The organism is Microvirga medicaginis (assembly GCF_052658925.1).
This window is the reverse complement of record NZ_JBQWEL010000001.1, coordinates 90575-104358: the sequence shown is the minus strand read 5'-3', so window position 1 is coordinate 104358 and position 13784 is coordinate 90575. Positions and strand designations below refer to the sequence as shown.

Genomic DNA, 13784 nt, shown 5'->3' with positions numbered 1-13784 from the left:
TCCGGAATCCAGCTGCTCTGCTGGAATGCGTGGGCGGATCCATTAACGCTTGGGCAATCTCATCTTGAAAGCTTGTCGCCTCCGCACACAAGATGAGTCATTTGTTGATGAGATCCACAAGCATTGCTCTCGCATTTATCCTTTCAAGCACCAGCGCCATGGCGCAGACACCGCGACTGCTCGGGAGTTATGAAGGCTGGAGCGCCTGGAGATTTACGGAGAACAAATCAGAGGTCTGCTACATTTTTTCCGATGCCCTAGTGAAGCAGCCCAGTCACCTTGATCATGGCAGAGTCAGCTTCTTCGTTCGACGGCTCAAAAGCGGCAAGACTCGAACAGAAGCCAGCCTGCAAACAGGCTACACGTTTGGGCCAAATGCCATCCGTGTCACGGCCGACGGAAAGAGCTTCATCATGATTCCACGCGGCAAAAGTGCTTGGCTACGCCGGGCAGAGCGCGAGGAGGAGTTCGTCCGTGCTCTCTCGCGAGGCCGGTTGATGGTGGCTGAGGCGATGTCGAGACGGGGGAACAAGACGAAGTATGAGTTTTCGCTGAAAGGCTTCACTGCCGCAATGCGCAAAATGCGCCAGGGCTGCCGGTAGTCAGATGGTGATCAAACGTCTTCGAATCATGCTGCTGCCCCTGATGCTGGGCGCAGCCTATGCCCATCATGCTCAGGCGGCCCCCAATCGTGGGGTTTCGCCGCCTCTTCCACGGTTTGCATCGTTGAAAAACCCGCAAATCAATGTCCGGGCCGGACCGGGCCTCGAATACCCGATCCGTTGGATCTATAAGAAACGCTCTCTGCCGGTGGAGATCATCGCGGAATATGGAAACTGGCGGCGCATCAGAGGGAGCGATGGCTCTGATGGCTGGATTAATGCTGTGCTTCTGTCGCCCAATCGAACCGCCCTGATCCGTCCCTGGGGCAAGCAGAACGTCGACCTCAGATCCCGTCCTAGCGGACGTGCTACACTGGTTGCCAAGTTGCAGCCAAGGGTTATCGTCCGCATTCAGTGGTGTGACCGGACTTGGTGCTCCGTCAGTGTCTCGGGGCGAGACTACCACGGCTATGTGCATCAAGCAGATTTGTGGGGTGTTTATCCTGACGAGGTTCTGGAAGAGCGCTCCATGTGGAACAGTCTTAGAAAGCTGCTGTAAAGCCCACGCCAATACTGCCTTCTGAAAAATTGCCCAAGGCTTTGATCAGTCTCGTGATCGAGAGTTTCTACATCATTGACGGAAGCCCGCGTTTGGCCGTGCTCGTGTCTTGAGCCCAGCGTCTCATCGTCAGTCGATAGTTTGTGCTGCATAATCGGAGCCTTGCCGTCGCCCGCTCACGACGGAGGATTTCCTTGGTTGAAAACTACGGCAGAGGGACCGCCAATCCGACCTTGACGCGGTCCATGGCCACAAAGGTGCGGAACCTCTTCACATTGTTATTCCCGAAAAACAGGCGGCGCGTAAGTGCCTCGTAAGCGGTCATGGTCGGCACCACGATCACCAGAACGAAGTCCGCCTCCCCGGTGACGTAGTAGCACTGCTGCACCTCCGGAACCGAGGCGAACTCCCGTTTGGCAGCATCGATCAGCTCCGCCGTCTCACTGATCACCTCGACCTCGACGAAGATGGTGATCGGGTGCCCGACCTGGTCCGGATCGATGACCGCGACATTGGCCTGGATGACGCCGGCATCCTCCATCCGCCGGATGCGGCGCTGCACGGCCGGGGCCGACAGATTGACGGTCTCGCCGATCACCCGCTGTGGAGTCGAGTTGTCCCGTTGGAGGATGTTCAGGATCGCAAGATCAAAGCTGTCGAGGGCGATCGAGGACGAAGACTTGGACACCAATTACCCTCTTACATGAACAATTCTTGCATTTAGAGGGCCTAAATAGAGCGCCATTCTCGTGTAGGATGCAATATCTTCTCGCCATCTCAGCCAAGAAGGACGGCGATGTTTCTCCCAAACCGGCACCCCGCTTACCGCAAACCTCTCGATCTGGTCGATGTCGAGATCCTAGGCATGAAGGCTGCCGCGGACGTCGAGCGGTATCTCACCTATCGCGACAACCATACCCCTACCCCTCTCCATGCTCTTCCGGCTCTGGCCGCCGAACTCGGCGTGGGCGCGATCCATATCAAGGATGAGGGCTTCCGGCTGGGCCTCGGCAGCTTCAAGGCCTTGGGTGGCTCCTACGCGGTCATTCGCCTCGTGCTGGAGGAAGCCAGTCGCCAGCTCGGACGGCCGGTCGACGTCGCCGAGCTGCATTCCCCTGACGTTCGTTCCATCGCCTCCAGCATGACGGTCGCTTGCGCCACCGACGGCAATCACGGCCGCTCGGTGGCGCAAGGCGCACAACTCGTCGGCGCCAAGGCTGCCATCTTCGTTCACTCCGGCGTCAGTGACGAGCGCGTGGCGGCGATTGCCCGCTTCGGCGCACAGATGATCCGCGTTGAGGGCACCTATGACGACTCGGTCGCCGAGGCCGCACGTGTCGCAACCGAGAAAGGCTGGACCGTCGTCTCCGATACTTCCTGGCCAGGCTACGAGCGCATTCCCGGGCTGGTCATGCAGGGCTACACCGTGATGGTGCGCGAAGCCCTGCGCCAGCTTCCCGAACCGCCGACCCACGTGTTCGTGCAGGCCGGTGTCGGTGGCGTCGCAGCCGCCGTCGCGGGGCATCTCGCACTCGTGCTCGGCGACAGGCGGCCCGTCCTCATCGTGGTCGAGCCAGCACGGGCGGCCTGCCTCTTCGAAACCGCGCGGGCGGGGTATCCAGTCAAGATCGAGCACGGCGAGCCGACGGTCATGGCCATGCTCGAATGCTACGAGCCGTCGCTGGTCGCCTGGCGGATGCTGGCCCGCGTTGCCGATGCCTTCATGACCATCGACGAAGAGGATGCGGTCGCGGTGATGAACCGCCTCGCCTGCCCTAGCGGCAACGACCCGGCCATCGTAGCGGGCGAGAGTGGCGGCGCAGGCCTCGCCGGCCTCATCCGTTCGGTGGCGGATCCAGAGATCAGGGCAGCGATTCAGCTCAATGAAGCATCCCGCGTGTTCGTCATCAATACCGAGGGCGCCACGGATCCGGACCGCTACGCGGAGCTGGTCGGAATGCGACCTGACACCGTCCTGACCAACGCCGCAAATCGGACTAAAGGAGTGCACGCATGACCGCGCTCTCGATCAATGCGGAGCGCCTGCTCGGTCGTATTCGGGAACTTGGGCAGATTGGCCGCGATGAAGACGCCAGACTGGTCCGGCTCGCCGCATCCGATGCTGACAAGGCCGGACGCGACGCCTTTGTTGCCTGGATCGGCGACGCGGGCCTGGAGGTCGCCGTCGACCGCATCGGCAACATCTTCGGGATCTGGAAGGATGGCGCGAATGCGGGTCGGGCGCCGATCCTGCTTGGCTCACACATCGATACCGTCATCAATGCCGGAATCTATGACGGCTGCTACGGAGTGCTCTCGGGACTTGAGGTGATCGAGACCCTGAAGGCTGCTGGCTATACCCCTGCCCGGCCAATCGCGGTCGCTGCCTTTACCAACGAGGAAGGTGTGCGCTACGCGCCCGACATGATGGGCTCGCTCGTCTTTGCCGGCGGGCTCTCGGTCGAAGCAGCGCTGGCGACGGTCGGTACCGACGGCACCGTGCTCGGGGCGGAGCTGGAGCGGATCGGCTATGCCGGCCCCGAGGAGCCGAGCTTCCTCAAGCCGCATGCTTATGTTGAGCTGCACATCGAACAGGGACCGGTTCTGGAGCGCGAAGGCGTATCCATCGGTGCGGTGGAGAACCTCCAGGGCATCTCGTGGCAACGTGTGACCGTCGACGGCGATGCCAACCACGCCGGCACGACACCGATGTCGATGCGCCGCGATGCCGGCCATGCCGCAGCCTGCGTGGTCACCTTCCTACGCGACTGCGCCCGAGCTTCGAACACGCCGACCGTTGCGACGGTGGGCTGCATGAGCTTCGAGCCGAACGCCATCAACGTCATTCCCTCCCGCGCCACCTTCACGGTCGACCTTCGCGATCCGGATGAGCAGCGCCTCCAGGCGGCAGAAGCGGCCCTTGCCGCCTACCTGAAGGAGCTGGCGATTGCCGAAGAGGTCACGATCTCAGTCGAGCGGCTAGCACGGTTCGAACCAGTGACCTTCGACAGAAAGATTGTGGAGCTGGTGGAGGCCGCCGCCCGGAAGCGCGGGTTGGCCTCAAAGCGCATGACCTCGGGCGCGGGCCACGATGCCCAGATGATCGCCCGGATCGCGCCCTCGGCAATGATCTTTGTGCCGAGCCTCGGCGGCGTCAGCCACAATCCTCGCGAGCACACGCCGGATGCTGACCTCGTCGCGGGCGCCAACATCCTTCTCGATGTCGTAACCTGCCTCACAGCACAATAAGGAGCCCCCATGGCCATGGAACTGGACGCCCTCGAACGGGACATGACCACCTGGCGGCGTGACCTGCACGCTCATCCGGAGTTCGGCTTCGAGGAGAAGCGCACGAGCACCTTCGTCGCCGCCAAGTTGCGCGAGTTCGGTCTCGACGAGGTCGTTGAGGGTGTGGGCGGGACCGGCGTGGTTGGGTCCCTTAAACGCGGCAGCAGCAACCGAGCCATTGCGCTCCGTGCCGACATGGACGCCCTGCGCATCACCGAACAGGGCACGCAGGACTACCGCTCGCAAAACTCGGGCACGATGCATGCCTGCGGGCACGACGGCCACACTGCCATGCTGCTCGGGGCCGCAAAGCTACTCGCGGAGGAAGGCGGGTTCGATGGCACCGTGCGCTTCGTCTTCCAGCCTGCCGAGGAATGGGGCAAAGGTGCGCTCGCCATGCTGGCCGATGGGCTGATGGAGCGCTTCCCCTTCGAGGAGATCTACGGCTTGCACAACATGCCGGGTCGTCCAGTCGGGCACTTCCAGACCCGCGTAGGGCCGATCATGTCGGCTGAGGACAATTTCGAGATTGTCCTGAAAGGCGTTGGTGGACATGCCGCTCGCCCGCATTGGGGCAACGAGGTGCTGGTCGCTGCCTGTGCCACTGTCATGAACCTCCAGACCATCGTCTCGCGTCGCCTGAGCCCGACCGAGATCGGTGTTGTATCGGTGACGGAGCTGATCACCGACGGTACCCGCAACGCGTTGCCCGGGCATGCGCGTATTCTTGGCGATGTCCGCAGCTTCCGGCCCGAGATCAGCGCCGCGATCGAGAAGCAGATGCGCATCATCGCTGAGGGCACGGCTCTGACCTACAACGTCGCCACTGAAGTGACCTACACGCGCGAGTTCGTGCCGCTCCTGAATGATGCTGCCATGGTGGAAGAGGCCTTTGCAGCTGCCCGGACAGTGTTTGAGCCAGACCACGTGTCGACCGCCCGCGAGCCGATGACGGGCTCGGAAGACTTTGCCCGCTTTCTGGAGCACGTGCCCGGCTGCTTCGTGTTCGTCGGGAATGGCAGGGATTCCGCGCCCCTGCACAACCCGGCCTATGACTTCAACGATGAGGGGCTGCTCTACGGCGCACGCTTTCATGCCGCCATCATCCGACAGCGGCTGCCCTCGGTCTGATTGTTACACCGAGCAGATGGTCGCAGTAGACGATGACGGGCTTCGCTTGAAAATGCTACGCGAATCCAGCGACGCGGCGCTCAGACAACGGCAGAGGGCAGCTCCTGGCCTGCGAAATAAGCCGCGACATTCCTGAGGACGAGTTCGCCCATTGCAAGGCGCGTCTCGATCGTGGCGCTGCCCTGGTGGGGCATCAGCACGACATTATCAAGTCCGAAAAGCTCCTCGGGCACGTGCGGTTCATGGGCAAAGACATCGAGGCCTGCGCCCCAGATCCGTCCGCCTTTCAAGGCGCTCACGAGTTCCGGCTCGTCGACGACGCTTCCTCGGGCGACATTGATCAGGATACCCTCGGGCCCGAGTGCGTCCAACACGGCCCGATTGACCAATCCTCGTGTCTGAGCGCCACCTGCAACGCTAATGACGAGGATATCGCTGTCACGGGCCAGAGCCTCCAGCGATTCAGCCCGCGGCCATGGCGCGCCCGGTACGTCGGAGCGATTGAAGTAAAGGACCTGTGCGGAAAAAGCCTCGGCTCTCTTAGCGATTGCCCGGCCAATTTGCCCTAATCCGAAGATCCCGATGCGTTTTCCGCTGATGCTGCGGCCGAGCGTCAGCCGCTTGCCCTGCGACCAGGCACCCGCTCTGACGAGGCGATCGCCTTCTGCAATGCGGCGGCAGCTGGCCAGCATGAGTGCAATGGCGATGTCGGCGACATCATCTGTCAGGACGCCGGGCGTGGTCGTCACCCGCACTCCCTGACGACGTGCCCGTTCGAGATCCACCGCATCCGTACCGATGCCATTGATGGCGATGAGGCCGAGTTGCGGCAGGGCATCGAACAGAGCCGGACTTACGCCCGTCCCACCCCCTGTCACCACCGCGCGAACCTTGGGGCCGACCTCAGCGAGAAAAGCGGCCCGATCCTCTGCCTGAGACAGGCGATGAACCTGGCAATTGGCATCGAGAGCCGCTTCAATGGGAGCCATCATGGGCTCGACCAGGATGATGTCTGGTTTCATGTCGGTATCCTGCCGCTTTGATTGTCTGCGGACCTGAGCCACTTCGTCCGAAAACGTTCTAGTGAGGAAGAATCTGACCCAGGAAGTTGCGGGTGCGTTCGTGCTGCGGATTGGTGAAGAAGGTATCCGGTGTCCCCTCCTCCACGATCTCACCCCGATCCATGAAGATGATCCGGTCGGCGACTTGGCGGGCGAAGCCCATCTCGTGCGTTACGCAGAGCATGGTCATGCCTTCTTCTGCGAGGTTCACCATCGTGTCGAGCACCTCCTTGACCATTTCGGGGTCGAGAGCCGATGTGGGCTCGTCGAACAGCATGATCTTCGGGTTCATGCAGAGCGCGCGGGCAATCGCCACGCGCTGCTGCTGACCACCCGAGAGCTGCGCAGGATACTTCTCGGCCTGATCCGGAATGCGCACGCGCTCGAGGTATTTCCGCGCCATCGCCTCGGCCTCGGCCTTTGACGTGCCTCGCACCTTCATGGGTGCCAGCATGCAATTCTCCAGCACGGTCATATGCGGGAAGAGATTGAATTGCTGGAACACCATGCCGACCTCGCGGCGGACGGCGTCGAGGTCGCGGCTGCTGGCCGCGACGTCGATGTTGTCGACGATGATGCGTCCCTTCTGGGCATGTTCAAGCCGGTTGATGCAGCGGATCAACGTCGACTTGCCCGAACCCGACGGGCCGCAGATCACGATGCGTTCTCCGGTTCGGACCGTCAGATTGATGTTCTTCAGGACCTGAAAGTCACCATACCACTTCTGCACGTCTTCCATTCGGATGATGGTTTCATCCTGGAGGCGTGAAGCTTCGCTCACCGTCGACATCATGGGTCTCCCGCTCAGGGCTTCTTTAGTTCAGGCAGATCTGCCCCGACCCACTTCTTGTAGGTCGCAGCCAAGGCACCGCTTTTCTGCTGCTCGGCAACGAAGTCGTTGACGGCCTTGAGGAGTTCATCTTGGCCGGGGCGCAGGGCAATGCCGTGCACCTGCTCGCGGAGCGTCAGCTTGGTGTCGAACTGGCCGGGCGCCACCTTCTCGATCTCACCGACAACGGGAGTAGCCGCGCCGATCACATCGACCTGACCGGACAGCAGGGCCTGAACGGCGGAAGCGTCGTCATCGAAGCGGCGGATCTGGGTTCCCTCAGGTGCAATGGCCGTGAGCGACACATCCTGCGTGCTGGCGCGCGCCACGCCGACCGACACGTTCTTCAGATCGGCCGGCTCCTTAACAGCCGCATTCTTCTTGCCGTAGACGACGATGCGGATGCCGGCATAGGGATCGGAGAACGCAACCTGCTTGGCCCGTTCAGGCGTGATGGCCAGAGAGGCGACGAGCATGTCGACCTTGCCGGTGAGAAGGAAGGGAATACGGTTCGGACCCGTGACCGGCACGATGTTGGCCTTGACGCCAAAGTGCTTGGCAAGCGCCTTGGCGATGTCGGCATCGAATCCGTCCGGCTGGCCTTCGAGGTTCGTGATGCCGAAGGGCGGGAAATCCACCAGCATGCCGACGGTGAGCTGGCCCTTCTTCTTGATGTCCTCGACAGTCTGCGCCTTCGCCGGAAGCGTCGCTCCCATAGATGCGGTGAGGATGGCACCGAGGGCGAGGACCCTGCGGAATTTCTTGAGATTGGATGACCAGTTCATGAGACACTCCCTGTGCTGATGTGTTTGTTGGATCGGGGACATCTGCGCCCCTTCGTCGCTTCGTTACCTTGCATGGGCTGCTGCGAAGCGGCGTTCGAGTCGCATGCTGATGTGCGACAACGGCCAGCACAGGGCAAAGTAGATGGCTGCCACGGTGCCGAAGACGAGAAACGGCTTGAAAGTCGCGTTGTTGATGATCTGCCCGGCTCGCGTAAGCTCTGTAAAGCCGATGATGGCGGCGAGCGACGTGGCCTTGATGAGTTGCACGAGGAATCCGACCGTCGGCGGCAGCGCTATTTTGAAGGCCTGGGGCAGGATGATGTAGCGCATCATTGTCGGATAATGCAGGCCAAGCGCATTGGCAGCTTCCCACTGGCCTCTGGGAATCGCCTGGATGCACCCGCGCCAGATCTCGCCCAGGAACGCGCTGGCGTTCAATGTCAGGGCAACAGCGGCAGCGATCCAGGGATTGATGTCGAGTCCCAGGGTATTCAAACCGAAGAACACCAGGAACAACTGCATCAGCAGGGGCGTACCCTGGAACACCTGGATGAAGCCACCCGCAGTAGCGGACAGGATTTTCAGAGGTGAGACCCGCAGGAGCGCAACTGCCAGGCCGCCAATCGCCCCACCGGCGAACGCGATCAGGGACAACAGCACGGTCCACCGTGCCGCCGTCAGGATGAACAGGAATTCGTTTGTGCCGAACTGGCGAAGCATCTGTCTCTCCTCAACGCCGATCAGGATAGGAGAAGGCCATGCGGTAGATCGTGGAGAACAGGCCCGAGAACGCCAAGGACATGGCGAGATACATGACCGTCACGACGAGGTAGACCTCGAAGCTCGTGAAGGTCAGCGATTGGATGTTGTTTGCCTTGGAGGTCAGATCGTCGGCCGAGATGGCGGACACGACGCTCGACGTCAGCATCAGCAGAATGAATTGGCTTGTCAGAGCGGGATAGACGGTCCGGAGCGCCGGCTTCAGGATAATGTAGCGAAACACCTGCAGGGGCTTGAGCCCGAGCGCGAGACCTGCCTCCACCTGCCCCTTGTGGATCGACTCGATGCCCGCGCGGATGATCTCTGTCGCGTAGGCGCCGACATTGACCACCAGAGCAAGGAGCGCAGCCGCGTTCGGAGACAATCTCAGCCCGAGCGCAGGCAGTCCGAAGAATATGAAGAAGATCTGCACCAGGAAAGGCGTGTTCCGGATGATTTCGATATAGCCATTGACGACCATCCGAAGGGGTTTGGGACCGGAAGTTTTGATCCAAGCGCAGATGATTGCAACGATGAGCCCGAGCAACATAGCCCCGGCCGAAAGCTGGATCGTGAGCCAGGCACCGGCCAGGAGATCGCGATAGGCCTCCAGCACCGGGCTGAACCGGAAAGTATACGTCAAGGTTTCCTCCCCGAGAGCAAAGACCAGACTTGAGGGTCTGCTTCGTGACCGGAGTCGTCGCTGGCGATGTTCGTTATCGCTCGTGCGGACACGCTATTAGATCGATCTAAACGATGCAAGACCTAATGACAGACGGGTCAAACGATTTCCAAGACAGCCTCGCCGATCCCGTCGAACGAAGCACGTACATGTGTACCAGGTCCAACGAACAGGGTGCCTGTCCAGGATCCGGTCGTGATCGCCGTACCAGCAGCCAACCCACCTTGGCTCGCCGCCCCACCATTGGCGAGCCAGATCAGAAGATTGATGGCATCGCCGGCCGAGTTTCCGCCCGCCTTGCGCACGACGGTCTCTCCGTTCAGGTCCAGCTGAACCATTTGTCCTTGCGGATCGATCTCGAACCTGTGCGCCCGCCCATCCCCGACGATCAGCGCTCCATGATTGTATTGGTCAACGGTCTGGCTGGGTCGGTCAGCAATCCCCCAGGCAGCAAAACGCGTATCCACGATCTCGATCCCGGCATGGACCGAGCCGATGGCCGCAAGCACTTCGACGCGGGTATAGGGCTCCGCCCGGACCGGCAGGGAATGTGCGAGCGTATAGACGATTTCAGCTTCGACGCCGATCACATTGAAGCGTCCTCTGTCCAGCCGAGCCGGGGAAAGTTGGAGCGTCGAGGCCGTCAAGCCGGCACGAAAGGGCTCGGATGTCGGGCTGTCTGCTCCCACTTTCCAACCGGCCACCGGCCCGAGTTGAGCCAGCAGCGCATCCTGCCATCCGTAGGCCTCAGCGAGGGTTTTTGGAGCAACCTCGGGCTTGAGGCCTGCCGGCCGCTTTCCGCCTTGGCGGGCTGCGATCAGGCTCTCGAGGGCAGACCTCATGTGAGCGTGGGACATCATGTTCTCCAACTAAATCAGGGTCCGAAAAAGGATGAGTTCGCTCAGGCGCTCCCTCTGCAACGCAGCATCCCACAGGACTCCCGCACCACCAGGCGCGTTGGCAGGATCACCCGCTCCGGTGGCCCATGGGGATTGGCGATCCGCCGCAGGAGCAGCCGCGCAGCATCCTGCCCAATCTGGTTTGGCATTGTTGCGACTGTGGTGAGCGGAGGGCGGCTGAGGCTCGCCTCCACGAGATCGTCGAACCCGACCACGGCGAGATCGACACCGGCCTGCAGGCCACGATCCGCCAGGCCGAGAAGCAGGCCGAACGCGACCACGTCGTTGAAGCAGATTGCGGCCGTCGCAGGTTCGTCCTGCTCCAGGAGCAGAGAGAGGACATCAATGCCGGCCTGGCGTGTCAGCGGTGTCTTGATGATGAGCTCGGGCGAGAGGCCATGGCGGCGCATGCAAGCGACGAAGCCGTCCCGCCGCTCGCGGTAGGCGGAATGCATGTGCTCGCCGCCGACGAAAGCAATGCGCCGATGCCCGAGTCTGATGAGATGCTCGGTCGCCCGATCCATTCCGATTTCATAATCCGCGCTCGCGTAATCGCCCTGCGGCGATACATGCCGCAGAGTCTGGACGACGGGGAATTTCCAGGCGTTGAGGCGAGATATGAGGTCCTTGGGCGTACCGACAGCCGGACAGATGAGGATACCGTCAGCTCCGTGCTCCCGCATGCGCAGGATGACGCGCTCCTGCTTGGCGACGGATTCGTTACTGTCGGCGAGAAACAAAGCCAGGCCCGCCTCGTCCAGGATCTGGTCGACGCCAGCCGCCATCTCGGCAAAGAAAGGATTACTGAGCCCCGGGATCAGCAGACCGACGGTCCTGCTCCGAGCCGCGCGCATGCTGGCGGCGCTCCTGTTGTAGACATAGCCGAGCTCGTCCAGGACGCCCCGTACCTTGACACGCGTGCTCTCCGCGACGAGAGGGCTGCCCCGCAGAACAAGAGATACGGTCGCGCGAGAAACGCCCGCCTGCTCCGCCACGTCCGCAAGCGTCAAGCGGTCAGGCCGGTCCGCCGACTTCTCCCGCATAGCAAGTTCCTCCCCAGGAATTTAGATCGATCTAAAGTCCGGATGAGTGACATGTCAACTCAAGGTCTTCTTCTCGCTGGGACGGGAGATTGTCTACGGACCGCTTTCGCCCCTTCCTCCTCGCAAGCCGCAATGTTCCAACAACCTGCGGCTCGCGTGGAATTAGCCTGGTTCGTGCTAGGCCACTATGCCTTAGAGAGCAGCGTCGCTGGGATTTGGAAGCATTCTGCGATGCGAGCTACCAGAAACCGCTGTTGCGAGTTCGCCCGCAATGATGTCGACGGTGACCTGCGGGGTGGCATCGATGGATACGATGATCGGATGCTCATCGACCCCAGGCTCTTCGAGGGTCGCGAACTGACTGTCAAGCAAGGCTGTCGGCATGAAGTGATCTTTGCGTGCCGCCATGCGCCGCGCAATCAGATCGCGTTCGCCCCTGAGGTAGACGAGCTGCACGTCACTTCGGCAAGCCATCAGAATGTCCCGATAGACGCGTCTCAGCGCCGAGCATGCCACCACGCCATGCCGGCCCGCGCCGCGTGTCTCGTCGATCCAAGCCGCAATGGCGGAGAGCCAGGGCCGTCGGTCCTCGTCTGTGAGGGGGACACCAGCGCGCATCTTCTCGACGTTGGCAGCCGGATGGAACCAGTCTGCATCCTGGAACTCCCAATGCAGTTGCTGCGCGAGCATGGACCCGATCGTCGTCTTGCCCGAACCGGCCACACCCATCACGATGACCACGGCCGGCAGATTGGCCGACGGCTCCTGAGCGACCTCACCCTGTTCTTTCATGAGAGGGCTCCCGGTGTGGCCGCACGCAGCAGCACATGGGGTGGCATCGCCAATGATGCTGAACACCACGAAGAAGCAGAGAGCCGCAGATACCGGGCATGCCCGGCCGATATGATCATTTCTGGCCTGCCTTTCCGGGTTCGACATGGCCGCCGAAACCCTTGCGCATCGCCGAGAGCACCTTTTCGGCAAAGGTGTGCTCCTGACGCGAGCGGAACCGGGCGTAGAGAGCAGCAGTGAGAACCTCAGCCGGCACGGCTTCCGCAATCGCGGCCTGGATCGTCCAGCGCCCTTCCCCCGAGTCCTCAACGTAGCCCGAATAGGCTTCAAGAGCGGGATCTTCCGCCAGCGCCGCCGCCGTGAGATCGAGAAGCCAGGAGGTGATGACGCTACCGCGCCGCCATACCTCGGCAACCTGGGCGAGATCCAGATCCAGGCGCTCCTCGGCCGGTAGCGCGGGCGAAGCGGCATGGCGCATGATATCAAAGCCTTCGGCCATGGCCTGCATCATGCCGTATTCGATACCATTGTGGATCATCTTGACGAAATGCCCGGCGCCATGGGGGCCGGCATGGACGTAGCCCGTCTCGGCCCGCGATGGAGTTCCTTCCCGGCCTGCCGTGCGGGGGATCTCGCCGACTCCCGGTGCGAGTGCAGCAAAGACGGGCTCAAGACGCTCCACGACCGCCGCCTCGCCTCCGATCATGAGACAATAGCCCCGCTCCAAGCCCCAGACACCGCCGCTCGTGCCGACATCAAGGTAGTGCAGACCATGCTCGCGCAGAACCTTGGCGCGCCGGATATCATCCTTCCAGAAGGTGTTGCCTCCGTCGATGATGGTATCGCCGGTATCGAGCAAACCAGAGAGCTTCTCAATCGTTTGCTCGGTCACCTCGCCGGCGGGCAGCATGACCCAGACCGTACGAGGTGCTTCAAGCTGCTTCACCAGTTCCTCGAGGCTCGATGCACCAGCGGCTCCTTCGGATACCAACACCTGAACCGCTGCGCTGTTCTGGTCATAGGCCACTGCACTGTGTCCTGTGCGCATCAAACGGCGAACAATATTGCTCCCCATTCGGCCAAGCCCGACCATTCCGATCTGCATCTATGTTCTCCCACTCTATCGGTACAAGGCTGACGCATGTCGACTGCCTTGCCCGGCAGCAAGCCTGAAAAGCTGCGTAAACGCCCAACCCTTTAGGGAAGTGCAATCCAAAGAGCAAACCAATCTGCGTGAGGAGCAAGCCGCTCCTCGACCAGAGTTCCAGTGCCGAAATGCGCCGCAGGCAAAGTGACTGATAACGTTCGAGCCAACGAATGCGATCCGCCGATGATCACTCTGATGACCCTCTTA

15 protein-coding genes are annotated in these 13784 nt (G+C 61.6%); 5 read left to right on the top strand and 10 right to left on the bottom strand.

The annotated features are described in order from the left end of the window. Nucleotides 1-158 precede the first annotated feature (158 nt). Nucleotides 159-602 carry an invasion associated locus B family protein gene (locus ACUXUR_RS00545; RefSeq protein ID WP_445500337.1) on the top strand — a complete coding sequence of 148 codons (444 nt, stop codon included), beginning with the start codon at nt 159-161 and terminating at the stop codon, nt 600-602. Between the two features lie 4 nt (nt 603-606). Continuing rightward, nucleotides 607-1161 carry an SH3 domain-containing protein gene (locus tag ACUXUR_RS00540; RefSeq protein ID WP_445500336.1) on the top strand — a complete coding sequence of 185 codons (555 nt, stop codon included), beginning with the start codon at nt 607-609 and terminating at the stop codon, nt 1159-1161. Nucleotides 1162-1366: 205 nt separating this feature from the next. Here the strand turns inward: ACUXUR_RS00540 and ACUXUR_RS00535 are convergent, their stop codons facing one another. After that, nucleotides 1367-1852 carry an Lrp/AsnC family transcriptional regulator gene (locus ACUXUR_RS00535; protein ID WP_445500335.1) on the bottom strand — a complete coding sequence of 162 codons (486 nt, stop codon included), beginning with the start codon at nt 1850-1852 and terminating at the stop codon, nt 1367-1369. 105 nt (nt 1853-1957) lie between these two features. Here ACUXUR_RS00535 and ACUXUR_RS00530 point away from each other — a divergent pair, with 105 nt between their 5' ends. Genes ACUXUR_RS00530 through ACUXUR_RS00520 form a run of 3 tightly spaced genes read left to right on the top strand, consistent with a single transcriptional unit; the run spans nt 1958 to nt 5580 of the window. Next, the gene (locus tag ACUXUR_RS00530; RefSeq protein WP_445500334.1) at nt 1958-3178 is read left to right on the top strand and encodes a diaminopropionate ammonia-lyase; all 1221 of its coding nucleotides are present in this window, start codon (nt 1958-1960) and stop codon (nt 3176-3178) included. Next, nucleotides 3175-4410, top strand: coding sequence for a Zn-dependent hydrolase (locus ACUXUR_RS00525; protein WP_445500332.1), 1236 nt, complete (start codon nt 3175-3177; stop codon nt 4408-4410). Before ACUXUR_RS00530 ends, ACUXUR_RS00525 begins: the two co-directional genes overlap by 4 nt. A gap of 9 nt (nt 4411-4419) precedes the next feature. Next, a complete protein-coding gene (locus ACUXUR_RS00520) occupies nt 4420-5580 on the top strand; it encodes a M20 aminoacylase family protein (RefSeq protein ID WP_445500330.1) in 1161 nt (386 codons plus the stop codon). An 80-nt stretch (nt 5581-5660) separates the two neighbouring features. On the opposite strand, the gene ACUXUR_RS00515 is transcribed toward ACUXUR_RS00520, so the two are convergent. The 9 genes from ACUXUR_RS00515 to gnd form a co-directional block, all read right to left on the bottom strand. Beyond that, entirely contained in the window at nt 5661-6602 is a 942-nt protein-coding gene (locus ACUXUR_RS00515) for a 2-hydroxyacid dehydrogenase (RefSeq protein ID WP_445500329.1), read from the bottom strand. Nucleotides 6603-6660: 58 nt separating this feature from the next. Continuing rightward, the gene (locus ACUXUR_RS00510) at nt 6661-7431 is read right to left on the bottom strand and encodes an amino acid ABC transporter ATP-binding protein (RefSeq protein WP_445500853.1); all 771 of its coding nucleotides are present in this window, start codon (nt 7429-7431) and stop codon (nt 6661-6663) included. 14 nt (nt 7432-7445) lie between these two features. Next, complete coding sequence (locus tag ACUXUR_RS00505) at nt 7446-8255, bottom strand: transporter substrate-binding domain-containing protein (protein ID WP_445500328.1); 810 nt, start codon at nt 8253-8255, stop codon at nt 7446-7448. A gap of 63 nt (nt 8256-8318) precedes the next feature. Further along, nucleotides 8319-8975, bottom strand: a complete 657-nt coding sequence (locus ACUXUR_RS00500; RefSeq protein WP_445500327.1) for an amino acid ABC transporter permease — start codon at nt 8973-8975, stop codon at nt 8319-8321. Between the two features lie 10 nt (nt 8976-8985). Beyond that, the gene (locus ACUXUR_RS00495; protein ID WP_445500326.1) at nt 8986-9657 is read right to left on the bottom strand and encodes an amino acid ABC transporter permease; all 672 of its coding nucleotides are present in this window, start codon (nt 9655-9657) and stop codon (nt 8986-8988) included. 137 nt (nt 9658-9794) lie between these two features. After that, nucleotides 9795-10556, bottom strand: coding sequence for a 2-keto-4-pentenoate hydratase (locus ACUXUR_RS00490; protein WP_445500325.1), 762 nt, complete (start codon nt 10554-10556; stop codon nt 9795-9797). Nucleotides 10557-10597: 41 nt separating this feature from the next. Further along, nucleotides 10598-11638 carry a LacI family DNA-binding transcriptional regulator gene (locus ACUXUR_RS00485; RefSeq protein ID WP_445500324.1) on the bottom strand — a complete coding sequence of 347 codons (1041 nt, stop codon included), beginning with the start codon at nt 11636-11638 and terminating at the stop codon, nt 10598-10600. Between the two features lie 192 nt (nt 11639-11830). After that, nucleotides 11831-12430: a gluconokinase gene (locus ACUXUR_RS00480; RefSeq protein WP_445500323.1), complete on the bottom strand. Its 600-nt coding sequence runs from the start codon at nt 12428-12430 to the stop codon at nt 11831-11833. Nucleotides 12431-12545: 115 nt separating this feature from the next. Further along, nucleotides 12546-13535, bottom strand: coding sequence for a phosphogluconate dehydrogenase (NAD(+)-dependent, decarboxylating) (gnd, locus tag ACUXUR_RS00475; protein ID WP_445500322.1), 990 nt, complete (start codon nt 13533-13535; stop codon nt 12546-12548). Between the last annotated feature and the right edge of the window lie 249 nt (nt 13536-13784).

Bases quoted from the DNA above. Each gene is read 5' to 3' on its own strand.
- ACUXUR_RS00545 (WP_445500337.1), top strand. From the start codon at position 159: ATGGCGCAGACACCGCGACTGCTCGGGAGTTATGAAGGCTGGAGCGCC.
- ACUXUR_RS00540 (WP_445500336.1), top strand. From the start codon at position 607: ATGGTGATCAAACGTCTTCGAATCATGCTGCTGCCCCTGATGCTGGGC.
- ACUXUR_RS00530 (WP_445500334.1), top strand. From the start codon at position 1,958: ATGTTTCTCCCAAACCGGCACCCCGCTTACCGCAAACCTCTCGATCTG.
- ACUXUR_RS00525 (WP_445500332.1), top strand. From the start codon at position 3,175: ATGACCGCGCTCTCGATCAATGCGGAGCGCCTGCTCGGTCGTATTCGG.
- ACUXUR_RS00520 (WP_445500330.1), top strand. From the start codon at position 4,420: ATGGCCATGGAACTGGACGCCCTCGAACGGGACATGACCACCTGGCGG.
- ACUXUR_RS00515 (WP_445500329.1), bottom strand. From the start codon at position 6,602: ATGAAACCAGACATCATCCTGGTCGAGCCCATGATGGCTCCCATTGAA.
- ACUXUR_RS00510 (WP_445500853.1), bottom strand. From the start codon at position 7,431: ATGTCGACGGTGAGCGAAGCTTCACGCCTCCAGGATGAAACCATCATC.
- ACUXUR_RS00505 (WP_445500328.1), bottom strand. From the start codon at position 8,255: ATGAACTGGTCATCCAATCTCAAGAAATTCCGCAGGGTCCTCGCCCTC.
- ACUXUR_RS00500 (WP_445500327.1), bottom strand. From the start codon at position 8,975: ATGCTTCGCCAGTTCGGCACAAACGAATTCCTGTTCATCCTGACGGCG.
- ACUXUR_RS00490 (WP_445500325.1), bottom strand. From the start codon at position 10,556: ATGATGTCCCACGCTCACATGAGGTCTGCCCTCGAGAGCCTGATCGCA.
- ACUXUR_RS00485 (WP_445500324.1), bottom strand. From the start codon at position 11,638: ATGCGGGAGAAGTCGGCGGACCGGCCTGACCGCTTGACGCTTGCGGAC.
- ACUXUR_RS00480 (WP_445500323.1), bottom strand. From the start codon at position 12,430: ATGAAAGAACAGGGTGAGGTCGCTCAGGAGCCGTCGGCCAATCTGCCG.
- gnd (WP_445500322.1), bottom strand. From the start codon at position 13,535: ATGCAGATCGGAATGGTCGGGCTTGGCCGAATGGGGAGCAATATTGTT.